The organism is Chitinophaga filiformis, from assembly GCF_900102545.1.
In the GTDB taxonomy this organism is placed as follows: domain Bacteria; phylum Bacteroidota; class Bacteroidia; order Chitinophagales; family Chitinophagaceae; genus Chitinophaga; species Chitinophaga filiformis.
This window is the reverse complement of the sequence record NZ_FNBN01000008.1, coordinates 371,789-394,141: the sequence shown is the minus strand read 5'-3', so window position 1 is coordinate 394,141 and position 22,353 is coordinate 371,789. Positions and strand designations below refer to the sequence as shown.

General features: G+C 46.3%; 21 protein-coding genes and 1 riboswitch. Of the genes, 12 read left to right on the top strand and 9 right to left on the bottom strand.

The window, feature by feature from the left end; translation table 11 throughout:
• The first annotated feature begins 361 nt into the window (after positions 1-361).
• Together BLR32_RS27280 and BLR32_RS27275 are read left to right on the top strand one after the other, a co-directional pair.
• Positions 362-1,369 (top strand): lipase family protein, encoded by a 1,008-nt coding sequence (locus tag BLR32_RS27280; protein ID WP_089836615.1) that lies wholly within the window; start codon positions 362-364, stop codon positions 1,367-1,369.
• 427 nt (positions 1,370-1,796) lie between these two features.
• Positions 1,797-2,567, top strand: a complete 771-nt coding sequence (locus tag BLR32_RS27275; protein WP_089836613.1) for an acyl-CoA desaturase — start codon at positions 1,797-1,799, stop codon at positions 2,565-2,567.
• A gap of 88 nt (positions 2,568-2,655) precedes the next feature.
• Here the strand turns inward: BLR32_RS27275 and BLR32_RS27270 are convergent, their stop codons facing one another.
• From BLR32_RS27270 to BLR32_RS27255, 4 genes are read right to left on the bottom strand one after another with little or no spacing between them, the layout of a single operon-like run.
• On the bottom strand, positions 2,656-3,246 hold the full coding sequence (locus tag BLR32_RS27270) for an HAD family hydrolase (protein ID WP_089836611.1): 591 nt from the start codon (positions 3,244-3,246) through the stop codon (positions 2,656-2,658).
• Complete coding sequence (locus BLR32_RS27265; RefSeq protein WP_089836609.1) at positions 3,243-3,974, bottom strand: SDR family oxidoreductase; 732 nt, start codon at positions 3,972-3,974, stop codon at positions 3,243-3,245. Before BLR32_RS27265 ends, BLR32_RS27270 begins: the two co-directional genes overlap by 4 nt.
• A gap of 31 nt (positions 3,975-4,005) precedes the next feature.
• Positions 4,006-5,337 carry an FAD-binding oxidoreductase gene (locus BLR32_RS27260; protein ID WP_089836607.1) on the bottom strand — a complete coding sequence of 444 codons (1,332 nt, stop codon included), beginning with the start codon at positions 5,335-5,337 and terminating at the stop codon, positions 4,006-4,008.
• Positions 5,337-6,224, bottom strand: coding sequence for a decaprenyl-phosphate phosphoribosyltransferase (locus BLR32_RS27255; protein WP_089836671.1), 888 nt, complete (start codon positions 6,222-6,224; stop codon positions 5,337-5,339). The genes BLR32_RS27260 and BLR32_RS27255 overlap by 1 nt, the downstream gene beginning before the upstream one ends.
• Positions 6,225-6,369: 145 nt before the next feature.
• Here BLR32_RS27255 and BLR32_RS27250 point away from each other — a divergent pair, with 145 nt between their 5' ends.
• From BLR32_RS27250 to BLR32_RS27230, 6 genes are all read left to right on the top strand, one after another.
• On the top strand, positions 6,370-8,061 hold the full coding sequence (locus BLR32_RS27250; protein ID WP_089836605.1) for a hypothetical protein: 1,692 nt from the start codon (positions 6,370-6,372) through the stop codon (positions 8,059-8,061).
• A 56-nt stretch (positions 8,062-8,117) separates the two neighbouring features.
• Entirely contained in the window at positions 8,118-9,032 is a 915-nt protein-coding gene (locus BLR32_RS27245) for an EamA family transporter (RefSeq protein WP_089836603.1), read from the top strand.
• 404 nt (positions 9,033-9,436) lie between these two features.
• Positions 9,437-9,610 (top strand): hypothetical protein, encoded by a 174-nt coding sequence (locus tag BLR32_RS34440; protein ID WP_245705533.1) that lies wholly within the window; start codon positions 9,437-9,439, stop codon positions 9,608-9,610.
• Between the two features lie 5 nt (positions 9,611-9,615).
• Positions 9,616-10,692, top strand: a complete 1,077-nt coding sequence (locus BLR32_RS27240; protein ID WP_245705532.1) for a putative DNA modification/repair radical SAM protein — start codon at positions 9,616-9,618, stop codon at positions 10,690-10,692.
• A gap of 126 nt (positions 10,693-10,818) precedes the next feature.
• Entirely contained in the window at positions 10,819-11,589 is a 771-nt protein-coding gene (locus BLR32_RS27235) for a TIGR03915 family putative DNA repair protein (protein ID WP_089836601.1), read from the top strand.
• A 184-nt stretch (positions 11,590-11,773) separates the two neighbouring features.
• Positions 11,774-12,415 carry a class I SAM-dependent methyltransferase gene (locus BLR32_RS27230; protein ID WP_089836599.1) on the top strand — a complete coding sequence of 214 codons (642 nt, stop codon included), beginning with the start codon at positions 11,774-11,776 and terminating at the stop codon, positions 12,413-12,415.
• A 27-nt stretch (positions 12,416-12,442) separates the two neighbouring features.
• Here BLR32_RS27230 and nfi read toward each other — a convergent pair whose 3' ends face one another.
• The 3 genes from nfi to BLR32_RS27215 form a co-directional block, all read right to left on the bottom strand.
• Positions 12,443-13,135 carry a deoxyribonuclease V gene (nfi, locus tag BLR32_RS27225; RefSeq protein ID WP_089836597.1) on the bottom strand — a complete coding sequence of 231 codons (693 nt, stop codon included), beginning with the start codon at positions 13,133-13,135 and terminating at the stop codon, positions 12,443-12,445.
• Between the two features lie 99 nt (positions 13,136-13,234).
• A riboswitch (TPP riboswitch) is annotated at positions 13,235-13,333 on the top strand.
• 54 nt (positions 13,334-13,387) lie between these two features.
• Positions 13,388-14,599 (bottom strand): DUF763 domain-containing protein, encoded by a 1,212-nt coding sequence (locus BLR32_RS27220; RefSeq protein WP_089836595.1) that lies wholly within the window; start codon positions 14,597-14,599, stop codon positions 13,388-13,390.
• A gap of 15 nt (positions 14,600-14,614) precedes the next feature.
• Positions 14,615-15,286 carry an MgtC/SapB family protein gene (locus BLR32_RS27215; protein ID WP_176842451.1) on the bottom strand — a complete coding sequence of 224 codons (672 nt, stop codon included), beginning with the start codon at positions 15,284-15,286 and terminating at the stop codon, positions 14,615-14,617.
• Between the two features lie 97 nt (positions 15,287-15,383).
• Here BLR32_RS27215 and BLR32_RS27210 point away from each other — a divergent pair, with 97 nt between their 5' ends.
• The 3 genes from BLR32_RS27210 (at position 15,384) to BLR32_RS27200 (ending at position 18,175) form a co-directional block, all read left to right on the top strand.
• Positions 15,384-15,635: a hypothetical protein gene (locus BLR32_RS27210; RefSeq protein WP_089836590.1), complete on the top strand. Its 252-nt coding sequence runs from the start codon at positions 15,384-15,386 to the stop codon at positions 15,633-15,635.
• A gap of 104 nt (positions 15,636-15,739) precedes the next feature.
• The gene (locus BLR32_RS27205) at positions 15,740-15,991 is read left to right on the top strand and encodes a hypothetical protein (protein ID WP_089836588.1); all 252 of its coding nucleotides are present in this window, start codon (positions 15,740-15,742) and stop codon (positions 15,989-15,991) included.
• 396 nt (positions 15,992-16,387) lie between these two features.
• Complete coding sequence (locus BLR32_RS27200) at positions 16,388-18,175, top strand: ABC transporter ATP-binding protein (RefSeq protein ID WP_089836586.1); 1,788 nt, start codon at positions 16,388-16,390, stop codon at positions 18,173-18,175.
• 270 nt (positions 18,176-18,445) lie between these two features.
• Here BLR32_RS27200 and BLR32_RS27195 read toward each other — a convergent pair whose 3' ends face one another.
• Together BLR32_RS27195 and BLR32_RS27190 are read right to left on the bottom strand one after the other, a co-directional pair.
• The gene (locus BLR32_RS27195) at positions 18,446-18,922 is read right to left on the bottom strand and encodes an acyl-CoA thioesterase (protein WP_089836584.1); all 477 of its coding nucleotides are present in this window, start codon (positions 18,920-18,922) and stop codon (positions 18,446-18,448) included.
• A gap of 25 nt (positions 18,923-18,947) precedes the next feature.
• Positions 18,948-21,425 (bottom strand): TonB-dependent receptor, encoded by a 2,478-nt coding sequence (locus BLR32_RS27190; protein ID WP_089836582.1) that lies wholly within the window; start codon positions 21,423-21,425, stop codon positions 18,948-18,950.
• Positions 21,426-21,568: 143 nt separating this feature from the next.
• Here BLR32_RS27190 and BLR32_RS27185 point away from each other — a divergent pair, with 143 nt between their 5' ends.
• Positions 21,569-22,330, top strand: coding sequence for a DUF695 domain-containing protein (locus tag BLR32_RS27185; protein ID WP_089836580.1), 762 nt, complete (start codon positions 21,569-21,571; stop codon positions 22,328-22,330).
• The last annotated feature ends 23 nt before the right edge of the window (positions 22,331-22,353 follow it).

Here is a 22,353-nt window from a genome sequence, read left to right as displayed (position 1 = left end):
AAGAACCGCCTCAAAAGCATTTGGCGTGTTACCGTATGCGATTGATCCAATAGCTGCGAAAAGATTGTGGGAGCTAAGTGAGGAGCTGAATTGTTAATGTAGATAGTATTTTATTTGCAATCCGAATAAATTTACTAACTTAAGTACCCAAAGTAACCATTAATCACATTAATAGCCATTAATCCTTTTTCATTTTGAAAACCATAATCAGGGATTAGTAGTTCCTTGTCAGTAACAATCGAACAATAGATAACCAGTTTACTCCATTTTTTTAATTCTGAACACCATAACTATGGGACCCGACATCCCATATCAGTAACCAATTCAATCCCCATTTTTTTCACCTTCAAAAACCATAACTATGGGAACAATCACCCCCAACACCAGTAACGGCGATCAACTCGCGAATGCACAAGCTGCTGTACAACTTTGTTCTGCTGCGTCTGCAATTAATCCAATCAATGAATTTGGCACGCTTATGCCGGGCTGGAAAATAGTCTGGAACGGCAAGCAGACTATCGACTGCAATTACGCATTTGTTGCCCAAAACTCAAACGGAGACTATGCGCTGGCTATTCGAGGCTCAGTTCCACCCTTCAGCAGTTATAGCGACTGGGATGTTTTTGCAAATTGGGTCCTGGAAGACCTGGATGTATTAACGATGGCGCAATGGGCTTTTGCGAGCACTCCTAAACCCCTTATCAGCACTGGTGCCAGTATTGCTTTCGCAAATTTGCTGTTTATGACAGACACGCTGGGATCCAACCAGTTTATCACCGATTTTTTGTTGGCCAACACTGTCAATAGCGGCAAACAACTGATCATTACAGGGCATAGTCTGGGTGGTAATATAGCCAGTGTATTCACATCATACTACGTAGAGATCCTTAAAAAGAAAGGGCTGGCCACCAATAACATTTCGCTTTACACCTTTGCAGCACCTGCTGCCGGTAACGCCGATTTTGCCAAAGACCTGGATGCTAAACTGCCGACAGCATGGCATTACGAGAATATAAATGATCTTGTGCCAAAGTTCCCTGTTGTTGCCGGGATCATTGTTACAAGTCTGATGTACGAACCGCAACCTTCGCCGTTTGAAATTTACCTGGGTTATCAGGACCAACGCATAAGCCTGCATGACGCGTTTCTCTTGCTTGCTGGCGCATTACAGACGCAGGGTTACCAACAGCCACTAAATAACTATACGATCTTCAAGAATGACCTGGATCAGCGTTATGAAGACAACACTCTTGAGGCGTGGTTCGATCAGGCGGGTAGCCAGCACCAGATCGTCAACTATGCGAACTACCTTGGCGTAAAGCTGCCATTGGCCAAGGCAGTACAGCCTTTGGAAACAGCGGCTTTCTAAACAGATCGTTCAAAATATCAGTAAAAGAGGACGCCTTCCGTAATTGGAGTAAAGCCCTAAAAACAAAAAGTTTTAAAAAGAGCTTTCAGGCTGGTCTTTTAAGGCCGGCCTTTTGCTTTTCTATATAACAGGATACAATAAGCGCCATTCCAACAATCCCACAAACCCGCAGGTAGCAGCTTCCAGTTGACTGATTTGATTATCAGGTATGCGAAGGACTAAAAACCGGTTTTAATATCATTTTCAGCGTCATTATTGTGTTTAAAATGTGGCTTTAAAATAATTTTAACATTTCCTAAACACGCCCCTGTGGCTATCTCACTACTCATATAAGCGGTGTCTATCATTGATACGTAATTATTTATAGGGGTTCACGCCCATTTTGAGCTACCTTTGACAACTTATTAATTACGTTTAAAGAGAGAAAATGACGGCGATTTTAATATTCTTTTTTTCACATTGGTTCTTATCCTTATTCTTCCACACCTTTTTCCTGCATAGATACGCATCTCACCAGATGTATACTACCAGTAAGGGTTGGGAAAGGGTATTCTACTTCTGTACATGGTTCTTCCAGGGAACCTCTTATTTAGTTCCGCGTGCTTATGGCGCTATGCACCGTATGCACCACGAATTCAGTGACACCGAGGACGATCCGCATTCTCCACACTTCTTTAAAGATGTATGGAGCATGATGTGGCAGACCCGTAAACTGTACAATGACATCTACACCGGTGCAAAAGTACTGGACGAGAAATTTACAACCAATCCTCCGCTGCCTGTATGGAATGCTATGGACCGCTTTGGCGACCATACCATCACCCGTCTGGCATGGGCAGGTGTTTATATAGCATTCTATATTGCCTTTGCTCCAGCCTGGTACTGGTTCCTGTTATTGCCTATTCACTTCCTGATCGGGCCTGTACAGGGTGCTGTTGTGAACTGGTGCGGCCACAAATATGGTTACAAGAGCTTCGACAATGGCGATAAATCAAAGAATACCTCTCCATGGGGTATCCTGTTGCTGGGAGAACTGTTCCAGAACAATCACCACAAGTACAAAGACAGTCCAAACTTCGCTAAGAAATGGTTTGAACTGGACCCAACTTATCCGGTGATGAAATTCCTCAATGCTGTAGGTATCATTAAACTGAAGACTGCTAAGGTGAAAGTAGTGAAAATGAAAGCGGCAGCTTAAGTACTATAAGTAGTAAGTAGAAATAGATAGATGCATTTCAGGCCATCAATTACCGTCAGACCGACTGTGATTGATGGCCTGAGTGTTTTCAGAACTTCCTGAAGAAGCCAAATGTAGCCAACTGCAGCATGGGTCTGTCGCCATTGGTATCGCCGTAGGCGTAAATATCTCCGAAGACAGGCAGATCGTACTGCTGCCGTATACGACGCACTTTTTCCTCGCCATTACAGTTCACCCCATGGATGCGACCGGTGACCCTGTCATTCCTGATCTCCAGCTGGGTGCCGATACATTCAATACCCACGTTATCGCACCAGGGCTTTACCCATTCCTGGGCGGAAGCTGTCACCACCACCACACGATGTCCTTTAGCCAGGTGCTGATTGATCTCTTTCAGGGCATTTTCCCTGATCAGACCGGGAAGTTTGTCGCGACAGAAAGCGGCGCATTTGTCGCGGAACTCGTCTATAGGTGTGTTACGGAAAAAGTATTGCAGGACCAGATCCTTACCTTTCTGTTTAGAGATCAATCCCAGCTTCATCATGACCAAAGCGGGTGATAACAATGCCAGGCCGGCATACAATGCACCCTCGCCTTTCTGGAAACGGATGATCTCGAACAGGGTATCCCTCCTGGTGATAGTACCGTCAAAATCAAAGAAAGCAATGGCTGGCTTCATAATTTGAGTTTTTTGAAGATACCCTCAGGTATTGACTTGATAATGAGCATAATATAACGCCAGAACCACTTTGTATAAATGACATTTTTCTTCGCTACAACCGCCTTGTAAACATCCTTTGCTACGTCCTGGGGCTGGGCCGTCAGGGGAGCAGGCAGTTTCAGGTGCTCCGTCATACGGGTGTATACAAACCCTGGCTGAACGCTCAGTACATGTGCGCCTTTATGGAAAAGACGGTTACGGAGTCCGCTGAGATAAGCTGTAAAACCAGCCTTGGCGCTACCGTAAAGATAGTTACTCTGCCGGCCACGTTCTCCGGCTACAGAACTAATGCCCACAATAGTACCATTACCACGGGCAGCATATTCATCTGCCACAATATTCAGGATGGACACGGCGCCGGTATAATTGGTATGCAGGATACGGGCGGCTTCATTCCAGTCGGATTGGCCTTTTTCCTGCGAACCCAGGTACCCGAATACAGCAATAGTAACATCTGGCGGCTTCGGCAGCGCTATATAAAAAGCAGCATGACTGGTAAAATCAGTCGCATCAAAGGCATGGGAGCTGGCAGTTACCCGGTAACGGATACGAAGATCCTGCTCCAGGGGGGAGAGGGATGCTACATTACGGGCAGCCAGTTGAATATCGTATTTGTTCCTGGCAAACTCTCGGGCAATGGCAACAGCCATGTCTGACCCGGCTCCCAGAATAAGAACAGTAGGCATATAATTGATTATCGGTATTTTAAGTAGAAGATTATTCTGTCAGCAGCAAGCGGTCTGACTGTACAGAACGGAACAGCTTAGCACCATTATATGTTTTGATGATTTCAGCGAATTTTTGCGCATTTGGGTAGCTCTGCCAGAAAACCTCCTGTTTCATTCGGGCATCTTTCGACAGGTATAGACGTCCGCCATATTGCAGTACGATCTCATCCAGCTTATCAAGGAACTCAAAGAGTCCTTTACGAACAGGGAAGTCCAGCGCCAGTGTATATCCTTCCATGGGGAATGATATAAGGCTATCCTGTTTACCGAATACTTTCAACACAGCCAGGAAAGAACCCAGACCTGCGTCACTGATCTTCCGGAGAATGGCCACCAGTCCCTCTTTCTTTTCCAGGGGCAGTACAAACTGGTACTGTACAAATCCGGCCTTACCGTAACCACGGTTCCAGTGCAGAATGGCGTCCAGGGGGTAGAAGAACGGTTCGTAAGGGATGACGTTATTGATCTCCCGTTTTGTATTCTTTAGATAATATAACCAGTTGAATGCCTTGACCGTCAGGGTATTGAGCGCGAAGGAAGGAAGATTGAAAGGCACTGATAGTTTACGTTTTGCAGCCAGTAGCAGAGGGCTTTTACGCTGCTGTTCATTCAGTTCTTCCGGGGTGGCATGTTCACCAACAATGAGAATACCACGACCAAAGGCGTCGCCTTTCTGCAGGCAGTCGATCCAGGCCATGGAGTAGGTATAATCCTTATATTCCTCGAAGAGGCGGATGAGGTGTTCGAGGTTATCGGCCTTGATCTGCTTCTGACGGATGTATGCAGTACCGATCTTCTTCAGGCTAAACTTTACGCGGGTAATGATACCAGTGAGCCCCATACCACCGCAGGTAGCCCAGAAAAGGTCGGAGTGTTGATCTGCTGAACAGGTGATGGTCTCTTTGTTGCCCGTGATCACGTCCATATCGATAATATGACCTGAAAATGAGCCGTCTACGTGATGGTTCTTACCATGTACGTCTGAGGCTACGGCGCCGCCGACAGTAATAAATTTGGTACCTGGGGTAACCGGCAGGAACCATCCCTGGGGAACGATAATATCGAGGATCTGATCAAGTGTAATACCGGATTGACATTCAAAGATGCCCTTAGCGGTATCAAAAGCGAGCACTTTGTCGTATTTAAGGGTGGAAACACTGTGTTGCGCCAGTGAAGCATCGCCATAACAGCGCCCGTTTCCGCGGGCAATAACAGATGAATGTGTGGATATAAAATCCTGCACTTGTTCTTCCTGCGAAAATGATGATTCGTCGCAGGAGATAGCGGGGTAGTTCCCCCAGTTTGCTAACCGTTTTTCCATTACTCAAAAAAACTTTTGTTAGTGGGTAAATAAATAATCACATAAAAACTCAGCACCCACAGGAGTATGGTTAATTGAATGAAACGGTCTTTGTATAGGATTTTGGTAGGAGAACCTGTATTATTCTCCACATAAGTTATTTGCAAATATCGTAATAATCCACCAATTACAAAAAGACATGTATAATAAAGGCGGTAAGTACCAAAGCGTGACATCGTTTCCGGAGCCATCGTATACATGAGGTATGCCACAATGATCACTGCCGACACGAGCGCCAGCATTACATTCATGAAGTCCATATTGTACCCTTTCACCGCTTTCCGCATATCCTGACCTGATTGTGTTTTGATCAGTACATCGTCACGGCGTTTGGCAATAGCCATGAACAATGCCAGCAGGAATACCATGATCATCAACCATTCTGATACGGCTATATTAGCGGCTACGCCACCCGCTTTCACCCTCAACACAAATCCTACGGAGAGGATCAGGATATCCAGGATAGAAATGTTTTTTAGCCCGAAGGAATACAATAAATTGATAATGAAGTAAATGCCTACAACGAATGCAAATTTGGGTCTGACATACCATGCCAGAAAGCCACCTATGACCAGACATAACACAAAAAACACCAGTGCAGCCGGTTTTGAAACAGCACCTGAAGCGATGGGGCGTTTACGTTTTACCGGATGTATCCGGTCTGCTTCTACATCTCTGTAGTCATTGATGATGTAAATACTGCTGGCAATAAGGCTGAATGCAAAAAATCCGATCAGTAATTCCAATACCTTTTGCAGGTTGAATATTTCTCCCGCGAAGAAAAGGGGAATGTATAAGAAAAGGTTCTTTGCCCAATGGGAGGGTCTTAACAGTTTTAAATATTGCACGGGGATTGAACTTAATATTGATGCCAAGATACAACTGATTGCCGAACAACGACACCATAAAATGCTATTTTCACGTAAATTCTACTATTTTTGACCCCGTTCATGTTACTTTATACTCGTTTTCATCAATTTATTATCCCCGTTTATGCCGTCAACTCATGCTCCGTTCAGCCGTAAAGGTGCGTTTATCGCAGAATTGCTGATCATCATTGGTTTTGCGCTGGTCCCCTTGTTTGTGACATTCCCCTACAGGGTAAACATTTTTCTTTCCTGGGAAGGCGCCTATAGATTGTCCCAGGGACAGGTACCTTACAAAGATTTTGGGCTGCCGCTGGGTTATGGCTTCTGGCTCATGCCTGCATTGTTCTTTAAGATATTCGGTCCTCAGCTGATCTCGTTGGTGAAAGCCCAGGTTTTCATGAATATTCTCGCTGGACTCTCATTCCGTTCTATTCTGAAAAGTCTGAATGTACAGGCAGCTATCAGGGTACTTTCCGTGCTGCTGTTCGTATTGTCGTACTCGTTCTTCAATTTCTGGCCCTGGTATAACCAGACGGTGATCGTATATGAGCTGATCGGACTGGCTTTCCTGTTCCGTTACCTGATGGGACCCCAGGGGAAGCTGCGCTTTCTATTCCTCTTCCTGGCGGCCTTTTTCACTTTCCTGTCTTTCTTTACGAAACAGGATGGCGGCGGACTGGCCTTATTGCTCTCACTCACCCTGCTGGCTTACAATACTTTGCAGGGGAAAAAATGGCTGGACTTTGTGGCTTACCTGGCCTTTTATGGTCTCGTAGCAGCGGTGATCATTGTGCCTTTGCTACCTTACGGTTTCGGCTATTGGTTTAACCACGGACAGGCGCCGCACAATTCGAGATTATCCGTTTACGATATCCTGTCGGAGATCATGGGCTTCTCTCAATGGATCAAATTATATTTCTTACTGGTGATTTTATGCCTGGTGCCAGCCTTTCGTCAGTGGCGCAGCTTCTGGAACGACAGGCCGGCTATGCTGTTCGCCCTGCTGACCCTGGGTATATTGGTGGAGGCCGCCATTTTCCAGGTGACCAGTTACACTCCTCCGGATAATAATATCTTCTTCCACAGCTTTGCTTTTGCCTTTATTGCCAGTCGTTTACAGGAGCAGCTGAAACTGGATCTGGGGCGCTGGCCGTCTTTCGGTGCCGCTGCCTTGCTGGTGTTGCTCTGGTGGTCGGGCTCCTTCTGGAAATATCTGGACAGGATCGTGGCACGTATCATTCCACCTGAACGGGCAGTATCGGGCAAGGGTAGCACTACGGATAGTTCCTCTTATGCGATCTATAATCCACAGATCAGTGCTACAGGAGAAAATGTCGTATCCCGCAATAATTTTATGATCAATACGGATACGACTGATGTTCCTACTGACCAATGGATCTTTTCTGACCTCTGGGCTTTTCATAAGATCTATATGCCGCCATCCACAGTGCATGGCATGACCCGTTTACAGCAACTGCCTGTTGTAAAAGAGAAGAAAGAAGCGCTTAAGTTATTGAATATGACCGAGTTAACCCCTCTGGCACAAGCCTTGCCTTATAAGCTGGAGACCGGGAGTGATTATCCCTTATGGTACCATCTGGGGGTCGGCATGTTCAACAGGCAGCTATATGCTTTTGCCCAAAAGATACAGAACCATCACTATGATGTGGTGTTGTATGAATATGCACCGGGCAACAATAACTTTTTCCCGTTTGCACTGAGACATGAACTGCAAAAGCACTACCGGAAGGTAGATGAATTCCTGGCGCCCCGTCGTCCTACCAATGCGACGATCGAGGTATATGTAAAGGAATGAAAGGGTTAATATCCAATGCTTTGCAGTTAATTACCTAATCTTTATCTAAACAACCTGTGACAACTGAAACTGTGTCTTCTAAACCGGATACCACCAAACTGTGGACCTTTCTCTTTGCCGTCTATATCATCTGGGGATCTACTTATCTCGGGATGAAGATCGCCACGGAGGTAGTGCCTCCTTTTCTGCTTTCCGCATTCCGCTTCCTGGTAGCGGGTAGCCTGATGGCCCTCATCAGCAGGAGCAGTGAAAAGCAACTGCCATCCCGGAAACAGGTATTGTCTGCCGCCTTTGTAGGCCTGATGCTGATTGGTATCGGCAACTCCTGTACGGCCCTGGCAGTGCATTATATGCCTTCGGGCTTCGTGGCCCTGATCGTGGCAGCCATTCCCGTATGGTTTATCGGGTTTGACTGGGCGCTCTTCAGTAAACAACGGCCTACGGTAATGACGGCAACGGGTATTATCGTCGGACTGGCAGGATTGTTCCTGCTGTTCAATCCCTTTGCGGCCACCACGGCCCGGAATTATCCGTTATGGCCGATCGCTATACTGGCCGGAGGGTGTGCCTGCTGGGCGCTGGGCTCATTGTCGGTACCAAGGCTCCCCATGCCTGCGCCTATGCAATCTGCCGCCATCCAGATGCTGACCGGCTCCATATTCTGCTTCCTGATCAGCGCTATTGTCGAACCGGGCGCCTGGGACACCCTGCACCATATTTCTACCCGTACTTTGTCTGCCTATACGTACCTGGTACTGATAGGCTCTCTGGTGGGATTTACTTCGTATAGCTGGCTGACACGCAATGCGCCACCTCGATTACTGTCAACCTATGCTTATGTTAACCCTGTCGTAGCCCTTTTCCTGGGTTGGGCTATTGGCCATGAGAACCTGTCTTCCCAGGCCCTGATCGCCTGTGTGATTGTTATCAGTGGGGTGGTGCTGATGACGCTGGGGAAAAGAAAGACGTAATAAAGGGACGCCCATTACCTGCCTCGTCTTCCGTTCACAATGCCATGTCAGAAATAGCCATGTAAAGCTAAAGATGTGCATCTGTAAAGCCCATAATGAATTTACAATCACCTGTAAAGTAAATCCTGAGGCTCACTATAAAAACTGTAAAGTTTTTCTGTACCAAGAGATCCTGATTATCTCCTGGATCTGAACTGTATGAAAGTCATGTCCAATTCAGAAGGGCAGGAAACAGGTTTATTTCATCAAACACAAATAACTCATAAACAATTAGTTACCCGCCCTGAAACACTCACAACAAACCGCTCAAAGGCCCTGCCTGCTTTAAAAATATAGACAAATATCTGCTCTAATAAAACTAGTATTTACTAAAAATATTAGTAATTTAGCCTTAGTTGATGGCTATGGAAAGGATACAGGAGAAATTGGCGATACTGGCAGATGCAGCGAAATATGATGTTTCCTGTGCCTCGAGTGGTAGCGATCGGAAGAACGACACTAAAGGATTAGGCAATGCGGCGCCGGGGATGGCATCTGTCATTCATATACACCGGATGGCCGCTGTGTATCCCTGCTGAAAATATTGCTGACGAACGTCTGCATTTATGATTGCGCCTATTGTGTGTCCCGGAAAAGTAATGATGTCAAACGTGCGGCCTTTACGGTGCAGGAAGTAGTGGATCTCACCATCAACTTTTATCGCCGGAACTATATCGAAGGGCTATTCCTCAGCTCCGGGATCTTCAAAGACCCTGACTATACCATGGAACGGCTGGTAAGAGTGGCAAAGAAACTGCGGACAGAAAATAACTTCAACGGTTATATCCATCTGAAAGCAATTCCTGGCGCCAGTGACGAGCTGATACAGGAAGCAGGGCTGTATGCCGACCGTCTGAGTGTCAATCTTGAGCTACCCACAGAGGCAGGTTTGAAACTACTGGCGCCGGAGAAAAGCCGGCCTGCCATGATCAAACCGATCCGCTTCCTGAAGAATGAGATCATCAGGCTGGAAGACGAAAGGAAAGTACTGAAGAAGGTACCCACATTTGTCCCGGCGGGGCAGAGTACACAAGTGATCGTGGGCGCTGGCGGCGAAACGGATATGGAGATCATACACATGGCATCTCAATTTTACCGGCAGTTCCGGCTAAAGCGGGTGTATTATTCCGGATATGTACCCATCAGTGATGACACCCGGCTACCCGGTCTGCATAGTCAGGTACCCCTGCTGAGAGAAAATCGGCTTTATCAGGCAGATTACCTCGTACGATTGTATGGATTTGAACCTCATGAGCTATTGAATGAAAAACATCCGCACCTTGATACTGATATTGACCCCAAACTATCCTGGGCCCTGCGGCACCTTGACTGTTTTCCAATTGATATCAATAAGGCTGATAAGATGCTGATAGCCAGAGTGCCCGGTATCGGGCTTGAGTCTGCAAAAAAGATCTGTGCCGCCCGTATGCACGGTCCACTGGGATGGGATCAGCTAAAATTAATGGGAGTGCAGATCAATAGAGCGAGATATTTTATTACCTGTAAGTCTAAGTCCCTGGAAAGGAGGGAACTGAGCCCGGAACAGATCCGCCAGCAGTTGCTGACACAGTCACATAGCAAGTGGCTGAAGTCGCATACAACTCAACTAAGCTTATTCTGACTCAATATATTTCGACTTGATATACCATATCAATATTCTATGATTATCCTCAATTACTATCGTCTGCCGGACTGCTACCTGTGCTGTGGTAGGTAGTCCGCGGGCGGTAGATTAAATGTTACTAAAATGACTACGTGGTTGTATGATGGAAGTTTTGATGGCTTCCTTTCTGCCGTATTCGACCTGTACTGGCAGAAGAGGACAGATGTCATGATCAGGAAGGAACAGGACCACGTGCGTGGCTTGTTCGGGAATGTGATATTCACGCCCACCGTGACGGCGAATGCTGACAGGGTATGGGCTGGATTAAGTAAGAAATTACCAGCGGAAAGTCTGCAGCAGCTGTTTTGCTGTTATCTCTCAGAACTCCCTGGAGAAGAGGACAATATGGTGGGATTCATCCGCCATGTTTTTGCTAATAAACAGGATGTGACGGGCGATTTTGGCAATAAATATGTGCTGCATGTATCCCAGATAGCACATAAGGTACTGAAGGAAAAACACCGGATGGAAGCGTTTGTCCGCTTTCAGCTGACGAGGGACAATATCTACTATTCACTGGTATCGCCAGATTATAATGTACTGCCGCTGATAGCCCGGCATTTTAAAGACCGCTATGCAGATCAGTACTGGCTGATCTATGATGAGCGCCGCCGGTTTGGTATTTACTATAACCTGCAGCACGTAGAGACCATACGACTACATTTCAACGGAGAATACGATCCCTACTATCATAGCAGCAGCAATGTCTGGGCGCCGGAAGAAGAATTATACCAGCGACTATGGCATACTTATTTTAAGGAAGTAAATGTTCCCGGCCGGAAGAATCCAAGGTTGCAGCTGCAACATATGCCGAAACGATATTGGAAATACCTGACAGAAATGAAGGGCTCGTAAAGTATGTAAGTCTTAAGCAGACTGACTGCAGGAGCCAAAGTCCATTTTTTGAGAAACAGACTGGCGCCAGTGGGCTGATTGCCGGCAGAGCTACTACCGACATTGAAATGACGATACATATGGTCCCATTGTATGGTTTACAGTATGAATAATGTAACTTTGTTGCATTTTAATACCTTTATTTATGGGAAATACAAGCGGAGGAACGGAATTCTGGGAATCAGCGTTTACAGAAAAACAGGAGATGTGGGGCTTCGAGCCAGCAAAATCGGCCATACTGACGAGTGATTTCTTTACCGGAAAAGCAGTTAAAAATGTATTCATACCCGGCATCGGTTATGGACGGAATGCGCAGATTTTCAGGGATAAAGGAATGACTGTAACAGGGATTGAGATATCGAAAACGGCTGTTGAAATGGCCCAAAAGCATTATGGTTCGGATATAACCATTTATCATGGCTCTGTGACCGATATGCCATTCGATGATTGCCGGTATGACGGGATATTTTGCTATGCTTTAATTCATCTCTTAGACGAAAATGAAAGAATAAAACTGATCCGCGACTGCTATAACCAGTTGTCAGACAATGGTTACATGGTTTTCGCAGTCATTTCAAAGCAAGCGCATACTTATGGGCAGGGCCAATTTATCAGTAAGGATCGTTATGAAATGTTCGGCGGCGTAAAACTGTTTTTTTATGATGAAGCATCCATCCATGCGGAGTTTGACCATGCCGGATTATTTGAAATCACTGAGGTAAGCGAGAATTTCCCGTTCTTCTTAGTTAAATGCAGAAAGGAGAGTGAAGGGACAATTAAGCGCTAATTGGACTTTTGTCTAACCCTCAGATCTTTATACCTCGGTATATCCTTCCGGTACCTCGCCCAGGCGAAACCTGTTCACAATATTATGCGCCAGTCTTGTGGGTTCCGGTATGCGGTAACGCCCTACACACTGTGTGATAATTTCCACAGCACCAGGTACATCCATGCTATAACCCGGAGAAACAAATACCGGCTTGACAGCATTTTTTGTCCGCAGTGCAGCACCAACTACTTCATTCTTAAAGACAAGCGGTGTATTACTTCCTTTCTCTGAAGAAGGTTCTTCATACTTTCCGCAGAGTACTTTCTTCGCACAACCAACAGTAGGTGTTTGGGCCAGCACACCAAAGTGAGCGGCTATACCCAGTCGTCGCGGATGTGCGATACCGTGACCATCAACAACCAGCAGATCAGGTTTAACAGGAAGGTTCTCCCAGGCAGGCATCAACGCTGGTACCTCGCGGAATGCCAGGTAGCCGGGCACATAGGGGAAAAGTACTTCTCTTTTTACCAGTGAATAACCTATAGGTATCAGTTCAGGAAATCGTATAAGGATAATACCTGCGTACACAGTTGTGCTGAATTTATTGAAGGAAATATCTGCACCCGCAATGATATTTACAGGAAAATTTCTGGGTTGTATGATGATATCGTTCCTGAGTTCGTTCTGTATTTTTGTTGCTGCCGTAACAGTCAGTGTATCATAATTTAATGTAACCATACCGGACTTTTAAGTGCCTGTCTGCATTCAAAATTCTCACCAGAAAAAGCAGCGATTCTGGCATGAACTTCGCGCTATATTTATCAGAACAATTTCTCTATTCTAGCCTAGGGGTGACTATAAATTATGGTCTGAGATGAAACCCTAAATATCTGAACTGGGTAATGCCAGCGTAGAAAATAGGACAGAGAAATTATCTGGAGTCCCGGCTATCAAGCCGGGATTTCTTTTTAACCAAAAAGAAATGTGTTTTTAGAACAGGCTTAACTGTGAACCACCTTTTTTCTTATCCGGAGGCTGGGCTTTGCCCATTACAGTACGACCTCCATATTGCCAGGATTTATCTCTTTCTTCCTGGATCAGTTCATCCAGCCTGGCATTGGGTATAAAATCCTTCTCCACCTGTTGCGATAATACTGACAATTTACGGATAGCCTCCTGTTTATCAGATTGCCCGATCTTCGCTTTGTTCACCGCATCCTTTAGCACGCTGATCGTCTCGTCGTATACATTTACCGGAACAGGGAAAGGATGCCCATCTTTTCCGCCGTGAGCGAAAGAGAATCGGGCAGGATCAGTAAAACGGGAGGGGGTGCCATGGATTACCTCACTGACGAGTGTGAGTGATTGCAGTGTACGGGGACCTACACCTTCCAGCAACAGCAGGGATTCGAAATCATGTAACTGACGCTCATGCGCTACTGCCAGCACACTTCCCAGTCTTTTAAGGTCCACATCCTTCGCTCTCACATCATGGTGGGACGGCATTATCAGGTTCCGGATCTCCGGCAGGAGGTGAGCCGGCTTCTCTTTGACCAGCTGGAGCATACCTGATTTTGTAGATGAAGCGTCTTTGTCCGTCAGGTTGAGGATCAGTCCCTGGTTATGGCCATATATGAAAGTATGCGGTGTCTCTGTAAATTCTTTAAAGGCAGTAGAATGCCAGTGATAACGGCGTGCCATCCCATTGGCATCATTCATCCCCTGTTGTACCACCGCCCATTCTCCTTCGCTGGATACAATGAAAGAGTGCAGGTATAACTGGAAGCCATCCTGTACAGCGGTATTATCTACCTTAGCCGCCAGTTTACTACAGCGTACGAGTTCCTGTCCGGGAAGACCGGTACGCTCTGCAATAGCCAATAATTCTGCAGGCGTCTCTTTGGAATGCTTTCCTTTTCCTCCGCAGATATAAATACCCAGTTCCTGCGCCCTGGGATTCAATGCTTTCTTTAAAGCACCCATTACGCTGGTGGTAATACCTGAAGAATGCCAATCCATGCCCAATACACATCCCAGCGCCTGAAACCAGCAGGGATCACTGAGACGGCGCAATACTTCGCCCTTGCCATAGTCGGCTACAATTGTTTCAACAATAGCGCCGCCCAACAGGCTCATTCTCCTAGCGAGCCAGGGTGGTACATGACCATAATGTAAAGGCAGATCGGCGTGGCCTCCTGACATAAGTATATGCTCCTCCTAAAGTGGGTTTACCTGTACGGAATAATGATGAATATTTTTATCTGACATAAGGAATGCGTTGATGGCGGCAATTGCCTGCGGCCTGCCAGCTACTTCGTACTTGTCTTCTACGATCAGCTTTTCATTCCTTGTGTGCAGCAACTGCTTATGTTTTAAATCAAAACGCTTAAAGATGGCGGCTATTTCATCCGGACTGTATTGATCTACATGGTATCCTATGGTGTAGGTGCGTTTTTCCCTGATTTCCCCGATCTTACCTTCCAGCACTTTTAAGCCGATCAACAGCAGCAACACAATACCAAGTGTCAGCGCCACCAACAAGTAATGGCTCACACCTATCGCAATACCCAGGGCTGAAGCTATCCAGATGGTAGCAGCAGTGGTGATCCCGTCTATGGTGTAGTCACCTTTGAAGATCACACCGGCGCCGATGAACCCTACTCCTGTAAGTATATTGGACGCCACACGGTCGGGACTGGAAGGATATCCCAGTTCCACAGAAAGCATGGTGAAGAGTGTACTGCCCACACAGATCAGCGCCAATGTGCGCATACCTGCTGCCTTGTGACGGTATTCCCTTTCCATTCCTAATACTCCGCCGACGATCAGTGCCACCAGTACCTTCAACAACTGATGCTCTTCAATAACCTGAAAGATAGACTGTTCCATACGCATGTTCAACTACAAATGTAAGCCTTGGCATAATTCTTTATACAAATAGCAAGACTCGTACATGAATTTAATTGTTTAACCTAAATAGTCTATCATGAGAACGCAAAAGAAAGACCTCGGAAATAATGCAATCACTGTGCGCCTGGCGCTGTGCAAAATTGGTATTACGACGTGTCTTGCTATTATCCTGAGTATCTTCCTGTTTGCCTGCGGAAGTTCAAGGGAAAGTGGTAATACAACAGACACCACCAGCGTTAGTCAACCGGGTAATACCAGTACCGTAGATACTATGAGCAGGACCATGGACACCTCTTCTCAGAGACCTGATTCCATGCCGATTAAGTAATATATGTGGGTAGCGTGCCGTTTATCAGCGTCCACTATTTGTAGAAATAATTTCTACGATATATATCTAAAAACCCGTATTTGTTAACTGGTAAAAATATTTTTATGAAAATGAATCATAAAGGCAAACTATTCCTCGCAGGGCTTTTTATTGCAGGAGGAATGTTCCTGGCGTCATGCGGAGGCGGAAACAATACCAATACTGACTCAACATCGGTTGGTGGTCCGGATACAGCATCTGTAACACCGGATACCGCTTCATCAGAAATACCACCGGGAGCCATTAATCCAGGGGAGGATTCTTCCCGTTACGGAACCGGCACAGGAGATTCCAGCAGGAACAGGAATCCGCAATAATCATCGGATTAGCCCAGAATAAATGCCAGGTGATCAACAACGAAGCAGTATGACATGTTATATCAATAGAACAACCCGCTCTAACTGGAGCTTTATAATAGTAGCAATCACGGAATATTCTGATTATCATCTGGTAAACATTGCCGATCACACGGATATGGAAACTCTTTTCGCATCGACGCAGATTGGCTATTTAAGTCGATAATACATTAAAAGGCAATAGAATCTTAAACGTGATTGTTTATTCGTCGCAGGAAAGGAGGCCACGCGCCTCCTTTCTTTATTTATTTAAGTAGGAATAAAATATTTACCTTCCCAGCCCGTCATAACCTTACGACCTGGAAATGTGAGCAGGATTGAGCATGCCTCCATATTATTAGTAATTCTTATCCGCTGATGGAAGACAGTACACAACAGAAAAAACCGCTCCGGGTGGCGGCATTAAAACGCACGTTCAGATTATACAAGTATGTAAAGCCTTACTGGCCGGCCTTTAGCCTGGGGCTATTCTTTCTTTTTATCTCCAGCCTGGCCAACCTGGCCTTTCCCAAACTGCTGGGAGAACTGGTGGACGCAGCCAATACACATAAAGTATTGACCGATCCTCATGATATAAACCGGATAGGATTACTGCTGGTAGGCATATTGGTAGCGCAGGGCATCTTCGGCTACCTGCGTATCATACTGTTTGTCAATGTAACAGAGCGTTCGCTGGCATCTTTACGTCAGCACATTTATAACCATCTCATCAAACTGCCCATGCGCTTCTTCCTCAGCAGACGGGTAGGTGAGCTGGGCAGCAGGATCTCTTCCGATATCTCATTGCTGCAGGAAACCTTCACCACAACAGTGGCTGAATTTATCCGGCAGATTATCATCATTATCGGCGGACTCGTACTTCTGCTGCACACTTCCATACAACTGACGCTGCTGATGCTGGCCACATTGCCTGTTGTTATGGTCATCGCTTTTTTCTTCGGACGCTTTGTAAGGCGTTATTCCAAGCTGGCGCAGAAACAGGTGGCAGAGGCCAATACCATCGTTGAGGAGACCTTGCAAGGCATCCTGAATGTCAAGGCTTTCGCCAATGAGTTCTTTGAGATGAAGCGTTACAGCACGAAGATCCGGGAGGTAGCTGCCACTGGTATGAAAACAGGGCGCTTCCGTGGTGCATTTACCGCCAGTATGCTATTGGGTGTGTTTGGGGCGATGATCGCCGTTATCTGGAGAGGTGCACTGCTGATTGCTGCCGGTAAAATGGACCCTGGTATGTTGTTGTCCTTTGTGTTGTATTCCAGCTTTATTGGCGGATCAGTGGCAGGACTGGCGGAAGTCTACGCCAGTATACAAAAGAGCATCGGAGCGACAGAACACCTGCTGGAAATACTGGATGAGCCAGCGGAACCTGTGGAGGAAACCACGGCCATTGCCGCGGGAGATCATCTCAGTGGACAGATCTCATTCGACAACGTTTCATTCCGTTATCCTACGAGGGATGATCAGGAAGTGTTGACAGATATCTCGCTCGATATAGCACCAGATCAGCAGATAGCGCTGGTAGGCCCCAGTGGGGCGGGTAAAAGCACCATCGTCTCCCTCTTATTACGCTTGTATAGTCCGTCGGAAGGGATGATCCGCTTCAACGGAAAAGATGCCGCCAGCTTCCCGCTGTCAGCCCTCCGTAGCCAGATGGCGATTGTACCACAGGATGTATTCCTGTTTGGCGGTACTATCCGGGAAAACATTGCCTATGGCAAACCAGGAGCAACAACCGCAGAAGTGGAAGCCGCCGCCCGAAAGGCCAATGCCTGGGAGTTTATAGAGCGCTTCCCCGATGGATTGGATACGATTGTCGGGGAGCGGGGTATACAGCTATCCGGTGGTCAGCGACAAAGGATTGCCATTGCGAGGGCCGTGCTGAAGAACCCGCGTATCCTCATACTAGATGAGGCAACTTCCGCATTGGATTCAGAGTCAGAAAGGCTGGTGCAGGATGCTTTGGAGAAACTGATGGAAGGACGTACCTCTATTGTCATTGCGCATCGGTTAAGCACTGTACGTCAGTCAGATAAGATCATAGTATTGGACAAAGGAAAGCTGGTAGAAGAGGGTACACACCAGGAGTTGATATTGGTAGAAGGTGGTTTGTACCGGAACCTGAGCGAAATGCAATTCTCGCATTGATGTGAACACCATCATTCGCGGCCATTGCCCTCACACAAAAACACCAATCCCAAATTCCCAACCACCGGTATGTTACGGCCCCGGGGGATTATACGTTCCGGGGGAATTATATGTTCGCGTGGAATTATACGTCCCCGGGGTTCAAAACCCCGGGCTACAAACACAGGGACTCCTGACGGAGTCCTATTGTAGCGAATAATGAACCATATTTTAAAACAGAATGCAGGAGAAAATTTCCCCTGCATTCCCAATTAAATTATTGATTGAACATCACATATACGGTTTCATCTCATCCTCAATATTCTGCCTCAGCGCCATTAATTTTTTAGCGTAATTCTCCAGCTCAACACCTTCCTTACTCTCCGGCGTCCATTTAGGAACCGAAACTGTTTTACCATGATCATCCACCGCCGCAAACACCATTACACAGTGGGTCGTTTTTACCCTCTCTTTCTTCCTCGGATTGCCTGCCTGTACATTAATGGCAATATGCATACTTGAATTGCCGGTATAGATGACGGTAGCAGTGATCTCTACTATATCCCCGATAGAGATAGGTTTGAAGAAGCGGATACCGCCCACATACACTGTCACACAATACTGACCACTCCAGTTAGCCGCACAGGCATATCCTGCCTGGTCAATCCATTTCATTACAGCGCCTCCATGCACTTTACCGCCGAAATTCACGTCTGATGGTTCTGCAAGAAAACGAAGGGTGACAGTATTCCCGATTATGTCGATCATAGGTAATAGGTTTTGGACAACTAAGTTAATATTCTTCCTTAGTTTCCTGCTGATCTTCTTTCTTATTATTCTTACGCTTGAATAACTGTGTATCCATTTTACCAAAGCGGTAGGCGACGTTTATTCTCAGCTCACGGGTAGCACGTTTACGATACCTTTCCTGTTCGGAAGAAGCAGTGGTTGTATAAGTTAAGTTACGGTCGGTATTGAAGATATCATTCAACGCCAGCGATACCACCAGGTTCTTTTTCTTCAGGAATTCCTTACGTACTGCGATATCAGCAGAGTACTGCGCCGCTCTTTCTCCCTGTGGCATAATCTGTTTGGATTCATAGTTACCTGTGATCTGCAGGGTAGAATTCCAGGGCAGTTTTGTATTACTATTGATCTTACCGAACCAGATAAAGCCCTGATTGCTAAGGTTATTCTGCAGGTTGCTGGCATTTATCCTTGTCTGCGCCAGGTTCAGGTTGGTCGTAATATCCCAGCCTTTGAGGATCTGGTTACGAACAGTGAATTCCGCACCGTAAGCATTCCGGGTATCAGCATTCACCGGGTAAGACAGTACTACTTTCTGCGACACACCATTGATAGTGAGGGTAGTGTCGGTATAGTAATCAGTAATAGCCCTTTCTGTATTCCGGAAATACAAGGATACCAGCACATTATGTTTCCTGTTGAAATCTTTCAGATAGCTCAGCTCGAAAGAGTTGGTAAACTCAGGACGCAGCGCAGGGTTACCACGATTGGCACTCTGGGCGGTGTATTCCAGGTTCGGCAACAGATCACGGAACCATGGACGACGTACACGACGACTATAGTTCAGCTGCAGTTCATGATCTCCTTTGAACTTCTGGGAGAGGAACAGGCTGGGAAACAGACTGACAGGATAATCAATTTTATAACTGCTTTTGTTGATGCTCCTCATTTCACCATCATAGAAAGATTGTTCTGCACGCAGACCTCCCTGGTAACCAAAGTTACCGACTGTACCGGAATAGCTCACGTAAGCAGCATTGATCGTTTCAGAGTAGTGATAATTGTTGGACAGTGAAGAGTCTAACACAAAATCGCCTGTAGAGAAATCTTTACCCATGGTATTCAGCAGGTTATCGAACTTGCGGGTGGTAGTGCGTAAACCAGCTTCTATCTTGGAAGTCTCTGTCAGTGGATTTACATAATCAATCTGACCAGTAATGTAGGTGGTACTACCATTGCCGCGACCATTACGCAGCTGTGGCACATTCGGAGAATCGATTGGCTCGTGCGACAGGTTGTAATACTGTAACGAATAATCGGAGTTATCTTTCGAAGTAGCGTAGTTATAGTTAAAGTCGGCCGTCAGCTCATGTCCCTGCTTGGCGAAGGTGTGCTTATAACCTACCTGTGTACTGTAGTTGCGGAAGTTATGATTCTCATTATCAATACCGGTACCATAGCGTATCTGCTCCTGTCCTTCATTCAGATCGTAGAGTCTCAGTCCGCTGTTATCTTTAAAATCGCCCGCCATGATACCCTGGGAAATGCTGAAGGTATTGCGGTTGTCCATAAACCAGTCAAAACCAACACGGCCAAACTGGAAACGGCGGCCGTTCTCACCATCATTATACTGGTCGAGATAAGTAGTGGTATCGGTGCTGAGATTCTTACGGAAGAGATGTGATCGCGCATTACCCTGGCGGCTTCTCAGGTTATAGCTGAGGGAAACATTGAACTTTTCCCTGCGGATATTGAGATCGGCTCCGGCGTTGCCGCCACCGAGTGTAGACAAGCCACCGCTGATCTGGCCATTGATACCCGCTTTGCGGTTCTTTTTCAGTACAATATTGAGGATACCACTTACGCCTTCTGCATCGTATTTCGCAGAAGGGTTGGTTACCACTTCCACGGTAGCAATGGCGTCTGCAGGGATCTGGTCGAGGGTCAGGGTAGTAGGGCGACCGTCCACAAAGATGGTAGGAGAGCCGTTACGTACAGTGACGTTCCCGTCAATATCCACGTTCACAGAAGGGACCTGTTTCAACACATCTGTAGCGGTACCGCCTACACTGGCAAGACTTTTATCAACATTGAAGACACGCTTGTCAATCGCCATCTGGAAAGTAGGCTTGTCACCCACTACTTCCACACCGGCCAGCGACCTTACATTGGGATTCAATTTGATATTACCAACATCTATATTATTATTTTTTGCAGTAAGTGCAATTGTTTTATAAACGGTTTCGTAACCAATGAAATTCACTTTGATAACATACTTGCCATAGGCTACTTCAGGGAAGTTGAAATCACCATTTGGCTTTGATAACATACCTGTTGCCACACTGGAATCTGCTACGCGGAGCAGGGCAACAGAAGCATATTCAACTGGAGAATTGGTTTTAGCATCAACGAGTTTTCCGTATAGGGAGCCATTCTCGGCGGGCTTGTGCGCCGGTTGCTGTGCATAAGTAACTGACAGGAACGAGATCATCATTCCCAAACATAAAGCGACAATTTTCTGCATGATCCAAAGTACTTTTCTAATATTAAGCCTGTAACTGCCGTAAAATTAGTCTGATTTAAAAAAAGATTGATCTACTAATGGATGAATGGCGGTAAGGGTTCCTTATCTTTACATCTGACTGTTACATTTCGAATCAATGCATTATGCCTGACGCTTACCAACCAGACTGGGACATCTATACCTGCCATATCGAAGATAAGCCGGCTATTATAGGCCTGGACCTGGACCTGCGGCGTTTTGCCCCATTGAGTAAAAAGCCGTATGCCATCTTTGTATCGGTATACCTGAAAAATCCGCGTGTGGACGGTTTTCCGCAGGGGGATGAGTTCACCGTGCTGGGAGACATTGAGGATTGCCTGGTGCAACAGCTGGAAACAACTTTGCAGGCACATTTTGTTGGCCGTACTATGTCAAATGGAGTAAGGGACTTTTATTTTTATGCCTCCGGCACCCTGCTGCACGACAAATACATTGCAGATGCGATGATCCAGTTCCCTGATTATCATTATGATTTCGGGGTTAAGGAAGATAAGACATGGGAATTGTACTTCGATTTCCTCTTTCCGGATGTACAGGAATTTCAGCGTATCCAGAACCGCAAAGTGTTGCGTACGCTGAAACAACATGGGGACATTGCTGAAAAAGCCCGCCTCATAGACCATTGGATATATTTCTCTGCGGAAGCAGAACGTGAATTGTACGGACAGCAGGTGCAGCGCCTGGGCTTCGTCATAGAAGCACGACCAGTGGATGAAAAAGATCCTCATCCCTATGGATTAAGGCTTTCCCGCAACGACCGGACCGACGAGGAAAGCATAGATGCAGCGGTAATGTTGCTCTGGGAACTTGCCCAGGAAATGAATGCACGTTATGACGGATGGGAAACTGTCATCGTAGCGCAATAATTTAGTTAACTTGTTACAACTGT

Coding starts and splice junctions, on each gene's coding strand:
- BLR32_RS27215 (WP_176842451.1), bottom strand. CDS start 15,286: ATGGAACAGTCTATCTTTCAGGTTATTGAAGAGCATCAGTTGTTGAAG.
- BLR32_RS27230 (WP_089836599.1), top strand. CDS start 11,774: ATGGGAAATACAAGCGGAGGAACGGAATTCTGGGAATCAGCGTTTACA.
- BLR32_RS34440 (WP_245705533.1), top strand. CDS start 9,437: ATGGAAAGGATACAGGAGAAATTGGCGATACTGGCAGATGCAGCGAAA.
- BLR32_RS27280 (WP_089836615.1), top strand. CDS start 362: ATGGGAACAATCACCCCCAACACCAGTAACGGCGATCAACTCGCGAAT.
- BLR32_RS27260 (WP_089836607.1), bottom strand. CDS start 5,337: ATGGAAAAACGGTTAGCAAACTGGGGGAACTACCCCGCTATCTCCTGC.
- BLR32_RS27195 (WP_089836584.1), bottom strand. CDS start 18,922: ATGATCGACATAATCGGGAATACTGTCACCCTTCGTTTTCTTGCAGAA.
- nfi (WP_089836597.1), bottom strand. CDS start 13,135: ATGGTTACATTAAATTATGATACACTGACTGTTACGGCAGCAACAAAA.
- BLR32_RS27190 (WP_089836582.1), bottom strand. CDS start 21,425: ATGCAGAAAATTGTCGCTTTATGTTTGGGAATGATGATCTCGTTCCTG.
- BLR32_RS27270 (WP_089836611.1), bottom strand. CDS start 3,246: ATGAAGCCAGCCATTGCTTTCTTTGATTTTGACGGTACTATCACCAGG.
- BLR32_RS27250 (WP_089836605.1), top strand. CDS start 6,370: ATGCCGTCAACTCATGCTCCGTTCAGCCGTAAAGGTGCGTTTATCGCA.
- BLR32_RS27235 (WP_089836601.1), top strand. CDS start 10,819: ATGACTACGTGGTTGTATGATGGAAGTTTTGATGGCTTCCTTTCTGCC.
- BLR32_RS27265 (WP_089836609.1), bottom strand. CDS start 3,974: ATGCCTACTGTTCTTATTCTGGGAGCCGGGTCAGACATGGCTGTTGCC.
- BLR32_RS27185 (WP_089836580.1), top strand. CDS start 21,569: ATGCCTGACGCTTACCAACCAGACTGGGACATCTATACCTGCCATATC.
- BLR32_RS27200 (WP_089836586.1), top strand. CDS start 16,388: ATGGAAGACAGTACACAACAGAAAAAACCGCTCCGGGTGGCGGCATTA.
- BLR32_RS27275 (WP_089836613.1), top strand. CDS start 1,797: ATGACGGCGATTTTAATATTCTTTTTTTCACATTGGTTCTTATCCTTA.
- BLR32_RS27205 (WP_089836588.1), top strand. CDS start 15,740: ATGAAAATGAATCATAAAGGCAAACTATTCCTCGCAGGGCTTTTTATT.
- BLR32_RS27210 (WP_089836590.1), top strand. CDS start 15,384: ATGAGAACGCAAAAGAAAGACCTCGGAAATAATGCAATCACTGTGCGC.
- BLR32_RS27220 (WP_089836595.1), bottom strand. CDS start 14,599: ATGTCAGGAGGCCACGCCGATCTGCCTTTACATTATGGTCATGTACCA.